Source organism: Mycobacterium sp. NGS68 (assembly GCF_059812195.1).
In genome coordinates this window covers 84262-102190 of sequence record NZ_JCALCE010000020.1, presented here as the reverse complement: position 1 = coordinate 102190, position 17929 = coordinate 84262, and the positions used below count along the sequence as shown (strand labels likewise).

The window sequence follows — 17929 nt, the reverse complement described above, 5'->3', positions numbered from 1 at the left end:
ATATTACAGTTTTTCGACAACCGCACAAGAGATGTAATGGCTAGATGCCGACAATGTCTAGGAGCTGCTCGAGGCCACGAAAGTCGTCGACGTTACGCGTGTAAAGGGGCAGGTTACCGGCCATGGCAGTGGCCGCGATCAGCAAGTCAACAGCCCGAGGGCCGCGCGCCTTTCGCCCGGTCGCGATAATGGCCGCATAGACGCGTCCGTACGCCCTGGCGCAGTTGCCGTCGAATGGCAGCGGGTCGAAGGTAGCCTCGGCGCGCTGAAGGCGATCCTGGCGCCGAGCTCGCTCGGCGCTGTCAGCTGTCGCATGGGGCCCGGCGGCCAACTCCGCCATCGTCAGCGCGCTGATAGCAAGTTCTCGCGGCAGGCGAGCGGCATCGATGCGCTCCAAATCGATCACGACGGAGGTATCGATCAGTCCTTGCGGCGGCCGGTCTGTCTCAACCACGGGGAGTGATCGACTGGTCGGCGCCCCGATCGAGTTCACTTCGCAGGCGCTGCAAGTCGATTGGCGCCGCGCCGCGGAATGCGGCCGCTGCCGCCTCGGCGCTGACGAAGCGACGGCGGCGCAAGGGTGAAAGCTCCCCGACGGGAACCCCATTCCTCGTCACGACGAACGATGCGCCCTGGTCGAGTTGGCGCATAATCTCGCCGCTGTTGTTGCGCAGCTCGCGCTGCGTAATCTCGGCAGACACAGAGCGATCGTAGCACGTGCGCTACACCCGGCGACCCCCCACGCTTCATTACCTGCTGCCCGGGACCGTTGTCAGCCGTGTTGGGACCAATGGTCCTGCAGAAGCGGTACGAACTCGTCTGCGCGGTAGTCCGGGAAGTGCATTCGCGCACCGTCGAGCGTCACCACCCGCGTCGTTCCCGGGATGAGGCGGGCGAGTCGTCGACCCCACTTCAGGGGAAGAACACGTCTCCGGTTCCCCAAACGATGAGTGTCGGCACCGCGAGTTCGGCCAACCGGGGTCTCACCGCCGCGAGATCGTCGGACGAGAGGGCGGCGGTGAGCCGGGCGAAGGCCCGCGACGACTCGGAGGTTCCAAAGACCGGCCGGTAGTAGGCGTCCACGACCTCGGCCGGTAGTCGACCTGGATGCGGATACCCGGCCGTGAGCCCGCTGAGCATGAGCCGACGGCTGTGGATGATGCGGGGTCCGATCCAGCCCAGCAATCCGACTCGCGCCGCGAGGGAGACCGGTTTGAATAGGGCCGGCGGCGTGTTTCCTTCGGTGTCACAGTTGGTCAGCGTGAACGTCGACAATCGGTCGCCGAGGTGCGCGGCGGCGACCTGCGCGACGGCGCCGCCAGTGTCGTTGGCTACCAAATCAAATCGATCCAGCTCCAGGTGATCGCACAACTCGACGACACGTCGGGCCAGCGCGGTCAGGGTTACGTCGGCGTCGCGGGCCGCGGCGGGTGAATGTCCGTGACCAGGCAAGTCCAGCGCAATGCAGCGCCGGTCGTCGGAGGCGACCGCATCGATCACGTGCCGCCACAGAATGCTGTTGGTGAGGATGCCGTGGATGAACACCGCCGGACGACCCTGACCCACATCGAGATAACTGATCGGACCCGATTCAGTCATGGTGCGGTGGCGGTGGTTTTGCAATGCGGCGACATCATTCACGGGGTTGCCTCCCCTTCAGATACCCGAGTTTTGTCGCATACTTGAGGTATGCGAAGCCCTGCGGGCGACTATGCTCTGAGGCGTGGACGCTGTCAAGAGTCGCCGCATGGAATACGCGCAGCAGACCCGGGCCGCGTTGCTTGGCGCCGCTGCGGCAGCGTTCGCCGAGCACGGGTTCGCCGCCGCGTCGATCGCACAAATTGCCGCCGATGCCCGGGTCACGAAAGGTGCTGTCTATCACCACTTTGTGGACAAGAAGGCTCTGTTCGAGGCGGTGATGCAGGAGTACAACGAAGCGGCACAGCAGATGATCTACGACGCCGTCTCCCGCCATCCCGATAATGTGTGGGATGCCGCGATGGCTGCTCTGGACGCCATGCTAGACGTCTGTTCCAATCCCGTCGCCGGTCGGCTGATCTACCTCGAAGGTCCGACCGGCCTGGGGTGGAGACGATGGCGCGAATCCGAACAGCAATACACCCACAACAACGTGAAACGGCTGCTCACCAGCGTTATACGCGCAGGAATCTACCCCGACGACATAGCGGTCGACGCGATGACCCAAGTAATTGCCGGAATGTTCACACACGCCGGCATCGCATTAGCCGAGGCGCCGACCCGCCAGCGCAAACGCATCCGTCAAGAGCTACGTACCGAGCTGCGGCGGGCGCTGAACGCACTGCGCTCTCAGCGATAAGTCACATCGGCCCGAGCTCACCGTGGGTGCGCGGCGAAGAACTGCCAGAACGCCTTGGTGGCGAAGGACGGCCACTCGTGGGTGCCGCCGTCGACGGTGATGAGGCTGACGGCGCGGTTGTCGGCGCAGGTCGCCATGGACGTGGTCGTGGAGCCCTCGGTCGTGACGGCGGGCGGCGAGCACCGATCGACGTTGCGCCAGAATGCATTTACCTCCGCGACCGGGGGGCCGTTGATGATGCTGGCGCCGGGCCCGCCCTTATAGGGAACGAGCCTGTCGGCGGTGCCGTGGATGTGCAGCACCGACGTCGGATGCGGCGCGCGACAGGGATCCAGCTGGGTCGCCGAAACCGGGCCGATGGCGGCGAAGATGCCGGTGTTGCACGCCAGCGTGTAGGCCATGATGCCGCCGTTGCTGATGCCCGAGGCGTAGACCCGGGCGGTGTCGACGCCGACGTTGCGGGCGATGTCGGCGACGGCCGCGGTGATGAAGGCGACGTCGTCGACGCCCTCCTTTGCGGACGGGCCGCAGCAGTTCCCGTCGTTGGTGTTCCAGGCCCTGTTGAGACCCTCGGGATAGGCGACGACGAACTTGCCCGAGTCGGCCAGTTGATCCCAGCCATAAGACCTTTCGGCCTGCTTGGCGCTGGCGAACCCGCCGTGCAGCATGACGACCAGCGGGGCCGACGCGGGCAGTCCCGACGGCTTGTAGAGGCGATAGCCGCGCTCGCGGTCGTGGACCTTGAGGGTGTGGATGCTGGTTCCGTTGACGAAGCCCGACGGCAGGTTCTCGTCCTTCGGCAGCGCGCAGCCCGCGAGCACGACGACCAGTGCGAGGAGGGGGGCTAGGCGCAGCACCCGGGAGGCCTTAGCCGCTTGTCTTTTCACGCAGGAATGCGATGTCGTCCTTGCGGCCCTCGTCGGCGGTTTCGCAGATGACCGGCGCGTCGGCCGCCTTGACTGCCGCTACCAGCAGGTCGGTGTCGATCTGGCCGCTACCCAGGTTCGCGTGGCGGTCGCGACCGGAACCCGCGGCATCCTTGGAGTCGTTGCAGTGGACGAGGTCGATGCGTCCGGTGATGGCCTTGATCCGGTCGACCGCGTCGACCAGTGCCTCACCCGCTGCCCAGGCGTGGCAGGTGTCCAGGCAGAAGCCGATGCCGGTGTCGCCGATGGCATCCCACAGGCGGGCGATGGTGTCGAAGCGGCGTGCCATGGCGTGATCGCCGCCGGCCGTATTTTCCAGGTAGACCGGGACGTCGCTGTGCAGCTGGTCGAGGGCCTTGCGCCAGCGTGCGAAGCCCTCGTCGAGTTCGTTGTCGTCGGCGACGTGCCCGCCGTGCACGATCACCGCGGCCGCACCGATGTCCGCCGCCGCGTCGCAGGTCTGCTGCAGGATCTTGCGCGACGGGATTCGCACCCGGTTGTTCGCCGACGCGACGTTGATCAGGTAGGGCGCGTGCACGTAGATCGGCAGGGCCGCCGCTTTGAGCGCAGCCGCGTCCTCGCGCGGCTTGGGCGCCTTCCAGCTTTGCGGGTTGCCGAGGAAGATCTGTACGACATCCGCCCCCTCGGCTTGGGCGGCGGCCAGGGGGTCGGTGGGGCTTACGTGCGAACCGATGAGCACGTCGGCCAGTCTAGTGGGTCGCCTGGCGTGGGCGAGAAGACGCAAAAGCGCCCATTTCCGGGGGGAAATGGGTGCTTTTGCGTCTGCTCGCGAGGTGAAACTTGACCCGCTCGGCGAGGTCTGCCGGGTGCTCGCGGATGTCGTCCTTGGTGATCGGCGTGGACATCCAGCCGCATTCCTGCAGTCGCGCCGTCTTCAACCGGTCGTGCAGCAGGGCATCAGCGCTCATGTGCCATTGCAGACTGTCGTATTCGGCGACCAGCATAGCGTCCGGCCACGCGAAGTCGACGCGCCAGACCCTGCCGTAGAGGTCAACGATGGTGTACTGCAACTCCGGGATGGGCACCTGGTGGTCGACGAACACCAGTCGCGCCTCGCTCTCCATCGGCGACTCGGCGCGCCCGTCGGCGTGGCCGATCAGCTCGCGGACCTTGACGATGCCGCGTCGTCCCTGCTGCTCGCGGATGGCCGCGTCGAGTTCCCCTCTGCTGCACGCTCCGATGTGCAGGGCCGCATCCAAGGTCGCCAGGGCGCGCGGCCGCCACAGCGTGCGCGCGACCTCGACCGCCGTCCAGGCCGGCGCCGTCGCCAGTCGGCCCTCCACCCGTCGTAGCGGCGCCCCGACCCGCTGGTGCACCATCAGCCCCGCCGACGGCCGCATGCGCACCCCCGGATCCAGGATGTGCAGGCGCGACGTGCTCTCGGTGTCGAAGCCGTACAACGCCGCGGCGGTCCCCTGGCACGCGACCAACGGCTCGGGAGCCAGCAGATCCAGTGCGGCCAGCTGGCCCAGCATGTCGGGCGCAGTGGGCGTGTAGACGCCATGGCATACGCGAATCAGCTTGCCCGCCTTGACAAGTCCGGCCAGGCGCTTGCGCGTCATGGTGGTCAGGAGTTCGGCGGTGGTCGCCAAGCCGCCGTTGCCGAGTACCGCACTGTCGATGTCCACAACGCCACAGTGCTGCGCCGGCGGCGACCGGGGTAGGCAGCCGCGCGCGCTATGTGGACAGGTGCCCAACTGTGCACGCGCCGGACAAACACAAAAGCCCCACATTTCCAAAGGAAATGGGGGCTTCTGTGTCTGCTCGCGCTACCTACCGGTAGTCGCTGTAGCCGTAGTCGTCCAGCGGAACGGCAGCACCGGTGGCCTGGCCGAAGTCCGGGCTGTAGTACTGGTCCTCGTACGACGGGATCGTGTACGCGGCGGCCCGGGCCTCCTCGGTCGGCTGAACCTGGATGTTGCGGTACCGGTTGATGCCGGTACCCGCCGGGATCAGCTTTCCGATGATCACGTTCTCCTTCAGACCGTTGAGCTTGTCGCTGCGGCAGTTGATCGCCGCATCGGTCAACACTCGCGTGGTCTCCTGGAACGACGCCGCGGACAGCCACGAGTCGGTGGCCAGCGACGCCTTCGTGATACCCATCAGCACCGGACGACCTGCCGCAGGCTCGCCGCCCTCGGCCACCACGCGGCGGTTCTCCGCCTCGAACTCCGCACGGTCGATCAGCGAACCGGGCAGGAACTCCGTCGCGCCCGAGTCGATGATGGTGACGCGGCGCAGCATCTGGCGAACGATCACCTCGATGTGCTTGTCGTGGATCGACACACCCTGCGCCCGGTACACCTCCTGGACCTCGCGGACCAGGTGGATCTGTACCTCGCGCGGGCCCTGCACGCGCAGCACCTCGTGCGGGTCGGCCGAGCCTTCCATCAGCTGCTGGCCCACCTCGACGTGGTCACCGTCCGACAAGACCCGCTCGGAGCCGTCCTCGTGCTTAAACACACGCAGCCGCTGCCGCTTGGACAGCTTGTCGTAGACGACTTCCTCGCCGCCGTCGTCGGGCACGATGGTGATCTTGTAGAAGCGGTCACCGTCCTCGAGCCGAACCCGACCGGTGACGTCGGCGATCGGCGCCTTGCCACGCGGCACGCGGGCCTCGAACAGCTCCTGGACACGCGGCAGACCGCCGGTGATGTCCTCACCCACACCACCCTGGTGGAAGGTACGCATGGTCAGCTGCGTGCCGGGCTCACCGATGGACTGGGCGGCGACGATGCCGACGGCCTCGCCGATGTCGACCAGCTTGCCGGTGGCCATCGACCGTCCGTAGCAGGTCGCGCACACGCCGGTGCCGGTGGTGCAGGTCAGCACCGAACGCACCTTGATCGACGTGATGCCCGCGGCCAGCAGGGCCTCGATCGACGGGTCGCCGAGGTCCTCGCCGCGTGCGACGACGACGTTGCCGGCCTCGTCGACCGCGTCGGCACCCAAAGTCCGCGCGTACGCCGAGGTTTCGATGTACGGGTCGCGGATCAGGGTCCCGTCGGGCTGACGCTCGGCCAGCTCGACGACGATGCCGCGCTCGGTCTCGCAGTCGTGCTCGCGCACGATCACGTCCTGGCTGACGTCCACCAGACGACGGGTCAGGTAGCCCGAGTCGGCGGTACGCAACGCGGTGTCCGCCAGGCCCTTTCGAGCGCCGTGCGTGTTGATGAAGTACTCCAGCACCGTCAGGCCCTCACGGAACGAGGACTTGACGGGACGCGGGATGAACTCACCCTTCGGGTTGGTCACCAGACCCTTCATGCCGGCCAGCGTCCGGGTCTGGGTGAAGTTACCCGTGGCACCGGAGTCGACGATCGTGATGATCGGGTTGTCGACCGGGTAGTGGTCCCGCAGCGCCTGACCGACCTCGTCGGTGGCTTCCTTCCAGATCTCCACCAGCGCCTCGTTGCGCTCGTCGTGGTTCAAAGCACCACGCTGGAACTGCTTTTCGACCTTGTCGGCCCGCTCCTCGTAGTGGTCGAGGATCTCCTTCTTGCGCGGCGGCACCAGGACGTCGGCCATCGAGACCGTGACACCACTGCGGGTGGCCCAGTAGAAACCGGCGTCCTTCAGCTTGTCGACAGTCTGCGCGACCACGATCATCGGGTAGCGCTCGGCCAGGTCGTTGATGATCGCGGCCTGCACCTTCTTGTGCATCTGCTTGTTCACGAACGCGTAGCCCAGCGGCAGCAGCTCGTTGAACAGCACCCGGCCCAGCGTCGTGTCGGCTGTCCACGCGTCGCCGGGCTGCCAGCCGTTCAGGCCGAACAGCTCGGTCTCGATCTCGGCCGGCGGACGCAGCTGCGTCAGGCGCACCTTGATCTTGGCCCGCACCGACAGCACCCCGCGGTCCGCGGCCATGATCGCCTCGGCCGGCGAGGAGTACACGCCCGACTCGGGGGTGTCCTTGCCGCCCGGACGGTACTCGCCCAGGGCGTCGTCGACCTCGGTGGTCAGGTAGTACAGCCCGGTCACCATGTCCAGACGCGGCATGGCCAGCGGGCGACCCGACGCGGGCGACAGGATGTTGTTGGACGACAGCATCAGGATGCGCGCCTCGGCCTGCGCCTCGGCGGACAGCGGCAGGTGCACCGCCATCTGGTCGCCGTCGAAGTCGGCGTTGAACGCCTCACAGACCAACGGGTGCAGCTGAATCGCCTTGCCTTCCACCAGCATCGGCTCGAAGGCCTGAATGCCCAGCCGGTGCAGGGTGGGGGCGCGGTTCAGCAGCACCGGGTGCTCGGCGATGACCTCTTCGAGGACATCCCACACCTGCGGCCGCTGACGCTCCACCATCCGCTTGGCGCTCTTGATGTTCTGCGCGTGGTTGAGGTCCACCAGCCGCTTCATCACGAACGGCTTGAAGAGCTCGAGCGCCATCAGCTTGGGCAGGCCGCACTGGTGCAGCTTGAGCTGCGGGCCGACGACGATGACCGAACGGCCCGAGTAGTCGACACGCTTGCCGAGCAGGTTCTGGCGGAACCGGCCCTGCTTGCCCTTGAGCAGATCGGACAGCGACTTCAGCGGGCGGTTACCGGGCCCGGTGACGGGCCTGCCGCGACGGCCGTTGTCGAACAGCGCGTCCACCGACTCCTGCAGCATCCGCTTCTCGTTGTTGACGATGATCTCGGGCGCGCCGAGGTCGATCAGCCTCTTGAGGCGGTTGTTGCGGTTGATCACGCGGCGGTACAGGTCGTTGAGGTCGCTCGTGGCGAACCGGCCACCGTCGAGCTGCACCATCGGCCGCAGCTCCGGCGGGATCACCGGAACGGCGTCGAGCACCATGCCCATCGGCGAGTTGCCGGACTGCTGGAACGCCGCGACGACCTTCAGCCGCTTCAGGGCGCGAAGCTTCTTCTGCCCCTTGCCACTTCGGATGACCTCACGCAGCGACTCGGCCTCGGCGTCGATGTCGAAGTTCTCGATCAGCTTCTGGATCGACTCCGCGCCCATGGCACCGGTGAAGTACTCGCCGTAGCGGTCCTGCAGCTCGCGGTACAGGTTCTCGTCGACGATCAGCTGCTTGGGAGCCAGCTTGGTGAAGGTCGTCCAGATGTCCTCCAGCCGGTCCAGCTCGCGCTGGGCGCGGTCGCGCAGCTGACGCATCTCGCGCTCACCGCCGTCGCGGACCTTGCGCTTGGCGTCCGCCTTGGCGCCCTCGTCCTCGAGCTCCTTGAGGTCGGCCTCGAGCTTCTGGGCGCGGGCCTCCAGGTCGGCGTCACGCTGGTCCTCGACCGCCTTGCGCTCCACCACCATTTCGGCCTCGAGCGTCGACAGCTCGTTGTGCCGCATCTCGTCGTCCACCGCGGTGATCACGTACGCGGCGAAGTAGATGATCTTCTCGAGATCCTTCGGCGCCAGGTCCAGCAGGTAGCCCAGGCGCGACGGCACACCCTTGAAGTACCAGATGTGCGTGACCGGGGCGGCGAGCTCGATGTGGCCCATCCGCTCACGGCGCACCTTGGCGCGAGTGACCTCGACACCGCAGCGCTCACAGATGATGCCCTTGAAGCGCACCCGCTTGTACTTGCCGCAGTAGCACTCCCAGTCGCGAGTCGGTCCGAAGATCTTCTCGCAGAACAGGCCGTCCTTCTCGGGCTTGAGCGTGCGGTAGTTGATGGTCTCCGGCTTCTTGACCTCGCCGTACGACCATTGCCGAATGTCCTCCGCGGTGGCCAAGCCGATGCGGAGTTCATCGAAGAAGTTGACGTCTAGCACGTAAACTCCCTTTCCCCTTGCGGGTTTAGTAACTAGCTAGCTATTAAGCAAGATCCTCTACAGAGGCGGATTCGTTGCGGGACAAGTTGATTCCCAGATTGGCCGCGGCGCGCTCCAAGTCTTCGTCCTCGCCCTCACGCAGCTCGATGGCCGCGCCGTCGGACGACAGCACCTCGACGTTGAGGCACAGCGACTGCAGCTCCTTGAGCAACACCTTGAACGACTCGGGGATGCCCGGCTCCGGGATGTTCTCGCCCTTGACGATCGCCTCGTAGACCTTGACCCGCCCGACGGTGTCGTCGGACTTGATGGTCAACAGCTCCTGCAGCGTGTACGCCGCGCCGTAGGCCTGCATGGCCCAGCACTCCATCTCACCGAACCGCTGGCCACCGAACTGCGCCTTACCACCCAGCGGCTGCTGGGTGATCATCGAGTACGGGCCGGTGGAACGGGCGTGGATCTTGTCGTCCACCAGGTGGTGCAGCTTCATGATGTACATGTAGCCAACCGTCACCGGGTACGGGAACGGCTCGCCGCTGCGTCCGTCGAACAGGACCGCCTTGCCGTCTTCGTTGACCAGCACCTCGCCGTCGCGGTTGGGCAGCGTGGCCGACAACAGGCCCTGCAGCTCCTCCTCCTTGGCGCCGTCGAACACCGGGGTCGACACGATCTGGTTCGGCTGGGCGTGGCGCAGTTCCTCGGGCAGGTTAGCCGCCCACTCGGGAGTGCCCTCGATGTTCCAGCCGGCCTTGGCGACCCAACCCAGGTGGGTTTCCAGGATCTGGCCGATGTTCATCCGTCGCGGCACACCGTGCGTGTTCAGGATGATGTCCACCGGGGTGCCGTCCGGCAGGAACGGCATGTCCTCCACCGGCAGGATCTTGCCGATGACGCCCTTGTTGCCGTGCCGTCCGGCCAGCTTGTCGCCGTCGGAGATCTTGCGCTTCTGGGCCACGTAGACGCGGACCAGCTCGTTGACGCCGGCCGACAGCTCGTCGTCGTCCTCACGGGAGAACACGCGGATGCCGATCACCTTGCCGGACTCGCCGTGCGGCACCTTCAGGGAGGTGTCGCGGACCTCGCGGGCCTTCTCACCGAAGATCGCCCGCAGCAGCCGCTCCTCCGGCGTCAGCTCCGTCTCCCCCTTCGGGGTGACCTTGCCGACCAGGATGTCGCCGTCGCGGACCTCGGCACCGATGCGCACGATGCCGCGCTCGTCCAGGTCGGCCAGCACCTCGTCGGAGACGTTCGGGATGTCCCGGGTGATCTCTTCGGCGCCCAGCTTGGTGTCGCGGGCGTCGATCTCGTGCTCCTCGATGTGGATCGAGGTCAGCACGTCCTCTTCGACCAGGCGGTTGGAGAGGATGATCGCGTCCTCGTAGTTGTGGCCCTCCCACGGCATGACGGCCACCAGCAGGTTCTTGCCCAGCGCCATCTCGCCGTTGTCGGTGCAGGGACCGTCGGCGATGACCTGGCCGGCCTCGACCCGGTCCCCGGCGTCCACGATCGGGCACTGGTTGGCGCACGTGCCGTGGTTTGAGCGCGCGAACTTGCGCATCCGGTAGGTGCGCCGGGTGCCGGTGTCGTGCATGACGGTGATGTAGTCGGCCGACACCTCCTCGATGACGCCCGCCTCCTCGGCGACGACGACGTCGCCGGCGTCGATCGCCGCGCGCAACTCCATGCCGGTGCCCACCAGCGGTGCCTCGCTACGCACCAGCGGGACCGCCTGGCGCTGCATGTTGGCACCCATCAAGGCGCGGTTGGCGTCGTCGTGCTCGAGGAACGGGATCATGGCCGTGGCCACCGACACCATCTGGCGCGGCGAGACGTCCATGTAGTCCACCTCGGACGACGGCACGTACTCGACCTCGCCCGCCTTCCGGCGGACCAGGACGCGCGGCTCGACGAAGCGGCCGTCCGCGTCGATCGGCGAGTTGGCCTGCGCCACGACGTGGCGGTCCTCCTCGTCGGCGGTCAGGTAGTGGATTTCGTCGGAAACCACACCGTCGACCACCTTGCGGTACGGCGTCTCGATGAACCCGAACGGGTTGACCCGCGCGTACACCGACAGCGAGCCGATCAGACCGATGTTCGGACCTTCCGGGGTCTCGATCGGGCACATCCGGCCGTAGTGCGACGGGTGCACGTCGCGGACCTCCAGGCCCGCGCGCTCACGGGACAGACCGCCCGGCCCCAGCGCCGAAAGCCGGCGCTTGTGGGTCAGACCCGACAGCGGGTTGTTCTGGTCCATGAACTGCGACAGCTGGCTGGTTCCGAAGAACTCCTTGATCGCGGCGACGACGGGCCGGATGTTGATCAGCGTCTGCGGCGTGATCGCCTCGACGTCCTGCGTGGTCATCCGCTCGCGGACCACCCGCTCCATCCTGGACATGCCGACCCGGATCTGGTTCTGGATCAGCTCGCCCACCGTGCGCAACCGCCGGTTGCCGAAGTGGTCGATGTCGTCGGTCTCCACCGGCACCTCGGTGCCACCGGGGACGGTCATCGTGGTCTGGCCCTCGTGCAGGCGCACCAGGTACTCGATGGTGGCGACCACGTCTTCCTCAGTCAGCGTCGAGCTGGTGATCGGCGCGCCAACGTTCAGGCCGAGCTTCTTGTTGACCTTGTAACGGCCGACTCGGGCCAGGTCGTAGCGCTTTTCCTTGAAGAACAGGTTCTCCAGCAGGGTCTGCGCGGACTCCTTGGTCGGCGGCTCGCCCGGACGCAGCTTGCGGTAGATGTCCAGCAGCGCCTCGTCGGTGCCGAAGTTGTCCTTCTCCAGCGTCGACATCATGATCTCGGAGAAACCGAACCGCTCGACGATCTGCTCGTGGCTCCAACCGAGGGCCTTGAGCAGCACGGTCACCGCCTGGCGGCGCTTGCGGTCGATCCGCACGCCCACGGTGTCACGCTTGTCGACGTCGAACTCCAGCCACGCGCCGCGGCTGGGGATGACCTTGACACTGTGCAGCGTCTTCTCGGTCGACTTGTCGATGGTCGCGTCGAAGTACACGCCCGGGGACCGCACCAGCTGGCTCACCACGACACGCTCGGTGCCGTTGATGATGAAAGTGCCCTTCTCGGTCATCATCGGGAAGTCACCCATGAACACCGTCTGGCTCTTGATCTCGCCGGTGTTGTTGTTGATGAACTCCGCGGTGACGAACAGCGGGGCCGCGTAGGTGATGTCCTTGTCTTTGCACTCGTCAACCGGTGCCTTGACTTCGTCGAAGCGGGGATCCGAGAAAGACAGCGACATCGAACCCGAGAAGTCCTCGATCGGGGACAGCTCGTCGAGCACCTCTTCCAGGCCACCCACCGGCTTGACGTCGCCACGTGCCACGGCCGACTCGCGCCACCGCGGCGAACCGATCAGCCACTCGAACGAGTCGGTCTGAACGTCCAACAGCCCCGGAACCTCAAGTGGTTCGCGGAGCTTGGCGAAGGAAACCCGGTTAGGTGCTCCAGGTACGGAGCTGTTCGAATTCTGTGGGCGACTCTGGTCTGTCTTGCTCTGGCCGAAATCTGCCAAGATGCATCCTTCCAGCACCTCGTGCGACTCCCGAGATCCCGGCGCGACCGGGCCTGTTCGCCGCGATAATTGTGTTAATCAGGCTGGCGAACGATCTGTCCGGAACTCACGCGCGCAACTGAACAGCTGAGCCTTCGGATAGGGGCTCAGGCTGAGACCACAGTGTCTTTCGCGGCCAAGTGGCGGGTGAGGTGGGCAGGAGGTAGCCAGCGCAACGTCCAACAATAGCGCAGGACGGCGCATTCCTCAACTGCCCAGCACAATGAGTCCAATCAGTCCTGGGCCATTCAAGCGCTGGCTGGCGATTTCGACGAACCCTGGGCATCTGGAACACATGCTGCCCAACAGATTGACCCGTTTACGGCCCGTCGTCAAGGGGGGCACGGTGGCGAGTTGCGCCGAGTTAACGCGAATCCGCCGGGTGCGGCGCCGGGTACAGGCGTGGCGGGTCCGGCGACGGCAAATCCGCACTACCGGGCGTTACACGACACGATGAGCGGAAAGCGAAGGGCCGGGAGATGACTCCCGGCCCTTCGACAGTCCCGGTGGGACTAGAACTGGTGTGACTGGTACTTGTGGCTGCCCTCGAGGTCGTCCAAGATGGCGGCCTGGGCGTTCTTGGGCAGGGTGTGCAGCATCTCGCGCACCCGGGCCTGGCGCCGCGCCACGGCCTTGCGTTCGGGCATGCCGGGCGTCGCTTGGATCTGCGGCGGCACACCCTCGATGTCCTCCACACCTCCGGCGTGCTGGCCAGCGTCGATCATGGCCTGCTCTTCGGCCATGGTGGCCTCGTCCTTCTCCTCGGACATGCCGATGGGCCCGATCCGGCGGCCGTTGAGGAACTGGCGCACCACCGGCTCGTCGCTGGTCAGCAGCACCTCGCGCGGACCGAACATGACCAGGTGCTTGCGGAACAACATGCCCATGTTGTCCGGCACAGTGCGGGCGATGTTGATGTTGTGCGTCACGATCAGGATCGTGGCGTCGATCTGGGCGTTGATGTCCATGATCAGCTGGCTCAGGTACGCGGTACGGACCGGGTCCAGGCCGGAGTCCGGCTCGTCGCAGAGGATGATCTGCGGGTCCAGCACCAGAGCGCGGGCCAGGCCGGCACGCTTGCGCATACCACCGGAGATTTCACCGGGGAACTTCTTCTCGTCGCCGCCGAGACCCACCAGCTGCAGCTTCTCCATGACGATGTCACGGATCTCGCCTTCCTTCTTCTTGGTGTGCTCACGCAGCGGGAACGCCGTGTTGTCGAAGAGGTTCATCGAGCCGAACAGCGCGCCGTCCTGGAACAGCACGCCGAACAGCGTGCGGATCTCGTACAGCTCCTTGGCCGAGCACTCGATGATGTCGGTGCCGTCGATGAGGATGGATCCACGCTCCGGCCGCAGCAGACCGATCAGCGACTTCAGGAAGACGGATTTGCCGGTACCTGACGGTCCCAGCAACACGCTAACCTCGCCCGACGGAATCGTCAGCGTCACGTCTTCCCAGATCCTCGAGGACCCGAACGACTTAGTGAGTCCGTGTACCTCGATAGCGACGCCCATGGGAGATCCTTCCGACGCTGGACATTTGCGAGATGCCCGCCACCTGCCCCTTTGTGTGGCTTGAGTCACTGTAGCGTACGGCCGCGCAGCACATCAGGGTTGCATCGATAACAGTCTTCGTCAGATCCTTCGTCAGACCTGTTGCGGCCGTTACGTGCGGGGTGGCCGTCGCGAGGGATGGTCGTCGCGAGGGATGGTCGTCGCCGGGGTGCGGCGGTCGCCGGGCGTCGGGGGCGTCGGGGGTCGGGGGGCGTCGACGGCCGCGGGCCGCTGAGGGGCCGCGGGCCGCTGAGGGGCCGCGGGCCGAGGGGGCGCGGGGCCGACGGGCCGCTGAGGGGCCGCGGGCCGCAAAATGTAGGGCCGACGCGGGCGGGCGCCGGGCGTCGGGGGGCGTCGACGGGCGTCGACGGCCGCGGGCCGCTGAGGGGCCGCGGGCCGAGGGGGCCGCGGGGCCGACGGGCCGCTGAGGGGCCGCGGGCCGCGGGCCGAGGGGGCCGCGGGGCCGACGGGCCGCAAAATGTAGGGCCGACGCGGACTTTGCCGCACATTTGAGGCCGCTCGCGGCCGAGGACCGCGCATCCGCGTCGCGAGGGGCCGCAAAATGCAGGGCCGACGCGAGGTTTACCTCACTTTTGAGGCCGCTCGCGACCGCGACCGCACATTTGAGGCCGCTCACGCCCGCGACCCACACCTCCACGTCGCGAGGGGCCGCAAAATGCAGGGCCGACGCGAGGTTTACCTCACTTTTGAGGCCGCTCGCGGCCGAGGCCCACACCTCCGCGTCGCGAGGGGCCGCAAAATGCAGGGCCGACGCGGGGTTTACCTCACTTTTGAGGCCGCTCGCGACCGCGACCGCACATTTGAGGCCGCTCGCGGCCGAGGCCCACACATCCATGTCGCGAGGGGCCGCAAAATGCAGGGCCGACGCGGGCTTTGCCTCACGTTTGAGGCCGCTCACGACCGCGACCCACACCTCCACGTCGCGAGGGGCCGCAAAATGCAGGGCCGACGCGGGCTTTGCCTCACGTTTGAGGCCGCAACCGCCACCGCAGCGCCGAGGCCGCTCGCGGCGAGCCGATCACCCGCTGGCGGCCCAGTTGCCATGGAAGCCCATCGGCACCCGCTGCGGTAGATGCACCGTCGCGACGGACTCGAGGGTCTGCGCGTCGAGCAGCAGCAGCTGGCCCTCGTCATGACCGCGGTGATAGCCGTAGCCCATCAGGATGCCGTCATCTTCGGGACCTGCAGACCCCGAATTCGGCACGAAGGACATCTCGCCGATCAACAGCTCCGGGTCAAGCGCGGCGACCCGGCTGGATCCAGTGTCGTAGTCGTGCTTGTAGAGCGCAGTCTCCATAGGCGCCGGTTCACCACCGACCGAGTCGACGAAGCCGCCGCCGACACCCACCGCGTAGCCGAAGCGGTGCCGGCTGCCGGTCAGCGACTCGTTGATCCGGGGAAACTCCTGCGGGCGGTCGTCGCGGCGTTCGGTGCTCACCGCGCCGGTGGCCAGGTTGATCGTCCAGCGGTCCAGGGCCGGCGCGCTGTCTCCGGGACCGCGGCGGTCGCGGTCGAACATCCTCGAGTAACGGACGACATCGAGCACGAGGAACTCGGCGTCACCGCGCGTTTCGGAGTACGCGTTGAGCGGGTGGTAGACGTAGCACGGCTCGATGTCGAACCAGCGCACGTCACGGTTTGAGCCCTCGCGGGGCATGACCCCGATCCGCGCGGGGTAGCTCGGATTCCAGGCGTACGGCATTTGATGGGTGGGCTTGGGGTTTCGGTTGAGCATGGCGGTGACAGGGCTAGGCACCCGCACGCGTCCGAGTAGCGATTGCACCACCAGCCGGGCCGGCAGTCCGAGCCAGCGCGGCATCGTGGCGGGTAGCACCTGCACCGGCTCGAACGTCACCGGCAGGTCGTAGATCACCACATACTTGTCGGTCAGCGAGAAGTCGTGCATCATCGGCGACCCGGACACCGCGATGTCCACGGTGCGGCGGGCCCGCCCCCGGGTGTCGATCACCGAGTACTGAACGGTTCGCCCGCGTGCGAACGAGTAGGACACCGCGTGCAGCTCGCCGGTCCGCGGGTCACGGTGCGGATGGGCGGTATAGCCGCCGGGCAGGGTGCCGTCGAAGTCGCAGGTCCCGACGGTGTCGAGGTCCTCGGTGAGCTCGTAGTTGGCGAGGCCCCCCTCGACGAGCGCGAGCGTCCGCCCGGCGTGGGCCAGGACGCTGGTATTGGCGCCGACGGACAGAATGCCCGCCCGGGGGTCGAGGCGGGCGGGCGGCGGCTCGCCGAGCGTCGCGCATACCGGCGCACTGCGCACCCAGCGGTTGCGGTACCAGCGGGCCTGCCCGTCCTGGAGGGCGACACCGTGGATCATGCCGTCGCCGGTGAACCAGTGGTAGGTCGCCGGGTCCACCTCCGCCGCGGGGTTGGGCCCGTTGCGCAGATAGCGTCCGTTCAGGTGTTCGGGGATGTGTCCGGTGACCTTCAGGTCGGTCGCCGTCAGCTCGGCATCTACTGGCGCCAGGAATCCCTCGAGGTAGGGGTTTCCGGTTTTGGCGGTTTCTACGGAAGTCATGGGCTGAGCTCCTATAACATTGTTATTTCAGCGTTATTGGCACGCTACCCGCTGCAAGGGGCGATGGCAATATCATGTGGCGAGATGACTTCAGACGTTCAGCGCAGCGTTCGTGAGGAATTGCTGCACGCCGCCGTGGCGCTGCTCAACGAGCACGGCCCCGACGCCCTGCAGACCCGCAAGGTGGCCAGCGCCGCCGGAACCTCGACGATGGCCGTGTACACGCACTTCGGCGGCATGCGCGCGTTGATCGCCGCGGTCGCCGAGGAGGGCCTGCAGCAGTTCGACGCCGCGCTGACGGTGCCGCAGACCGACGACCCCGTCGCCGATCTGCTGGCAGTCGCCGAGGCATACCGGCGCTTCGCGATCCAGCGGCCGCACCTGTATCGGCTGATGTTCGGCAGCACCACCGCGCACGGCATCACCGCGCCGGCCGGCAACGTCCTTACGCTGTCAGTGGCCGAAATCGAAGAGCGCGTGCCCGGTTTCGTCTATGTGGTGCGCGGCGTGCGCCGGTCGATCCTCGCGGGACGCATCTCCGCGCTGGACGCCGACGACGATGCGACGGTCGTCGCCACGGCGGCGCAGCTGTGGTCGCTGATGCACGGCTTCGTGATGCTCGAACTGGCCGGTTTCTACGGCGACGGTGACGCTGAAGGCGCTGCCGTCATCCCGTTGCTGATCTCGATGACGACGAATTTTCTGGTCGCCCTCGGCGATTCGCCCGAGCGCATCGCGGATTCGCAGCGCTCGGCCATGCCGAGGTGAGCAGACGCAAAAGCACCCGACACGCAGGGCGTGCGGGTGCTTTTGTGTCTGCTCGCGCAGGGACTACTTGACGGTGACGCTGGCGCCGGCCGCCTCGAGCTTGGCCTTGGCCTCGTCCGCGGCCTCCTTGGCGACCTTCTCGAGCAGCGGCTTGGGCGCGCTGTCGACCAGGTCCTTGGCCTCCTTGAGGCCCAGGCCGGAGACGATCTCACGGACGACCTTGATGACGCCGATCTTCTTCTCACCGGCGGCCTCGAGGATCACATCGAACTCGGACTGCTCCTCGGCGGCCTCGGCGGCAGCGCCACCACCGGCCGGCCCGGCCGCGGCCACGGCAACCGGAGCGGCCGCGGTGACCTCGAAGGTCTCCTCGAACTTCTTCACGAAGTCCGAGAGCTCCAACAGGGTCATTTCCTTGAAGGCGTCGAGCAGTTCGTCGCTGGAGAGCTTGGGCATGGTGTGGGTTCC

General features: G+C 66.7%; 12 protein-coding genes and 1 pseudogene. 2 read left to right on the top strand and 11 right to left on the bottom strand.

Translation table 11 applies throughout. The annotated features are described in order from the left end of the window. Window positions 1-40: 40 nt before the first annotated feature. From AC5Y5V_RS20970 to AC5Y5V_RS20960, 3 genes and pseudogenes are all read right to left on the bottom strand, one after another. Entirely contained in the window at window positions 41-454 is a 414-nt protein-coding gene (locus tag AC5Y5V_RS20970; protein ID WP_499939395.1) for a type II toxin-antitoxin system VapC family toxin, read from the bottom strand. Continuing rightward, on the bottom strand, window positions 447-701 hold the full coding sequence (locus tag AC5Y5V_RS20965) for a type II toxin-antitoxin system Phd/YefM family antitoxin (protein ID WP_499939392.1): 255 nt from the start codon (window positions 699-701) through the stop codon (window positions 447-449). The genes AC5Y5V_RS20970 and AC5Y5V_RS20965 overlap by 8 nt, the downstream gene beginning before the upstream one ends. Window positions 702-772: 71 nt before the next feature. Next, window positions 773-1599, bottom strand: a pseudogene (locus AC5Y5V_RS20960) (alpha/beta fold hydrolase). Between the two features lie 124 nt (window positions 1600-1723). Between AC5Y5V_RS20960 and AC5Y5V_RS20955 the strand changes: the two are divergent. Beyond that, window positions 1724-2338, top strand: coding sequence for a TetR/AcrR family transcriptional regulator (locus tag AC5Y5V_RS20955; RefSeq protein ID WP_499939390.1), 615 nt, complete (start codon window positions 1724-1726; stop codon window positions 2336-2338). A gap of 17 nt (window positions 2339-2355) precedes the next feature. Here AC5Y5V_RS20955 and AC5Y5V_RS20950 read toward each other — a convergent pair whose 3' ends face one another. The 7 genes from AC5Y5V_RS20950 to AC5Y5V_RS20920 all read right to left on the bottom strand — a co-directional run bounded on the left by AC5Y5V_RS20950 (window position 2356) and on the right by AC5Y5V_RS20920 (window position 16693). Beyond that, window positions 2356-3195, bottom strand: coding sequence for an extracellular catalytic domain type 1 short-chain-length polyhydroxyalkanoate depolymerase (locus AC5Y5V_RS20950; RefSeq protein WP_499939388.1), 840 nt, complete (start codon window positions 3193-3195; stop codon window positions 2356-2358). Window positions 3196-3205: 10 nt separating this feature from the next. Beyond that, entirely contained in the window at window positions 3206-3964 is a 759-nt protein-coding gene (locus AC5Y5V_RS20945) for a deoxyribonuclease IV (RefSeq protein WP_499939385.1), read from the bottom strand. 10 nt (window positions 3965-3974) lie between these two features. Continuing rightward, window positions 3975-4913 carry a type IV toxin-antitoxin system AbiEi family antitoxin gene (locus AC5Y5V_RS20940; protein ID WP_499939383.1) on the bottom strand — a complete coding sequence of 313 codons (939 nt, stop codon included), beginning with the start codon at window positions 4911-4913 and terminating at the stop codon, window positions 3975-3977. Window positions 4914-5058: 145 nt separating this feature from the next. After that, the gene (locus AC5Y5V_RS20935) at window positions 5059-9009 is read right to left on the bottom strand and encodes a DNA-directed RNA polymerase subunit beta' (protein WP_499939381.1); all 3951 of its coding nucleotides are present in this window, start codon (window positions 9007-9009) and stop codon (window positions 5059-5061) included. Window positions 9010-9052: 43 nt separating this feature from the next. Further along, a complete protein-coding gene (gene rpoB, locus AC5Y5V_RS20930; protein WP_499939380.1) occupies window positions 9053-12544 on the bottom strand; it encodes a DNA-directed RNA polymerase subunit beta in 3492 nt (1163 codons plus the stop codon). A 551-nt stretch (window positions 12545-13095) separates the two neighbouring features. Continuing rightward, entirely contained in the window at window positions 13096-14100 is a 1005-nt protein-coding gene (locus AC5Y5V_RS20925) for an ABC transporter ATP-binding protein (RefSeq protein ID WP_499939377.1), read from the bottom strand. A gap of 1078 nt (window positions 14101-15178) precedes the next feature. Next, window positions 15179-16693: a carotenoid oxygenase family protein gene (locus AC5Y5V_RS20920; protein WP_499939374.1), complete on the bottom strand. Its 1515-nt coding sequence runs from the start codon at window positions 16691-16693 to the stop codon at window positions 15179-15181. Between the two features lie 84 nt (window positions 16694-16777). Between AC5Y5V_RS20920 and AC5Y5V_RS20915 the strand changes: the two genes are divergently transcribed. Continuing rightward, window positions 16778-17461, top strand: coding sequence for a TetR/AcrR family transcriptional regulator (locus AC5Y5V_RS20915; RefSeq protein ID WP_499939370.1), 684 nt, complete (start codon window positions 16778-16780; stop codon window positions 17459-17461). Window positions 17462-17524: 63 nt separating this feature from the next. Here the strand turns inward: AC5Y5V_RS20915 and rplL are convergent, their stop codons facing one another. After that, a complete protein-coding gene (rplL, locus tag AC5Y5V_RS20910) occupies window positions 17525-17917 on the bottom strand; it encodes a 50S ribosomal protein L7/L12 (RefSeq protein WP_499939368.1) in 393 nt (130 codons plus the stop codon). Window positions 17918-17929 lie beyond the last annotated feature (12 nt).

Coding starts and splice junctions, on each gene's coding strand:
- AC5Y5V_RS20925 (WP_499939377.1), bottom strand. CDS start 14,100: ATGGGCGTCGCTATCGAGGTACACGGACTCACTAAGTCGTTCGGGTCC.
- AC5Y5V_RS20920 (WP_499939374.1), bottom strand. CDS start 16,693: ATGACTTCCGTAGAAACCGCCAAAACCGGAAACCCCTACCTCGAGGGA.
- AC5Y5V_RS20915 (WP_499939370.1), top strand. CDS start 16,778: ATGACTTCAGACGTTCAGCGCAGCGTTCGTGAGGAATTGCTGCACGCC.
- rplL (WP_499939368.1), bottom strand. CDS start 17,917: ATGCCCAAGCTCTCCAGCGACGAACTGCTCGACGCCTTCAAGGAAATG.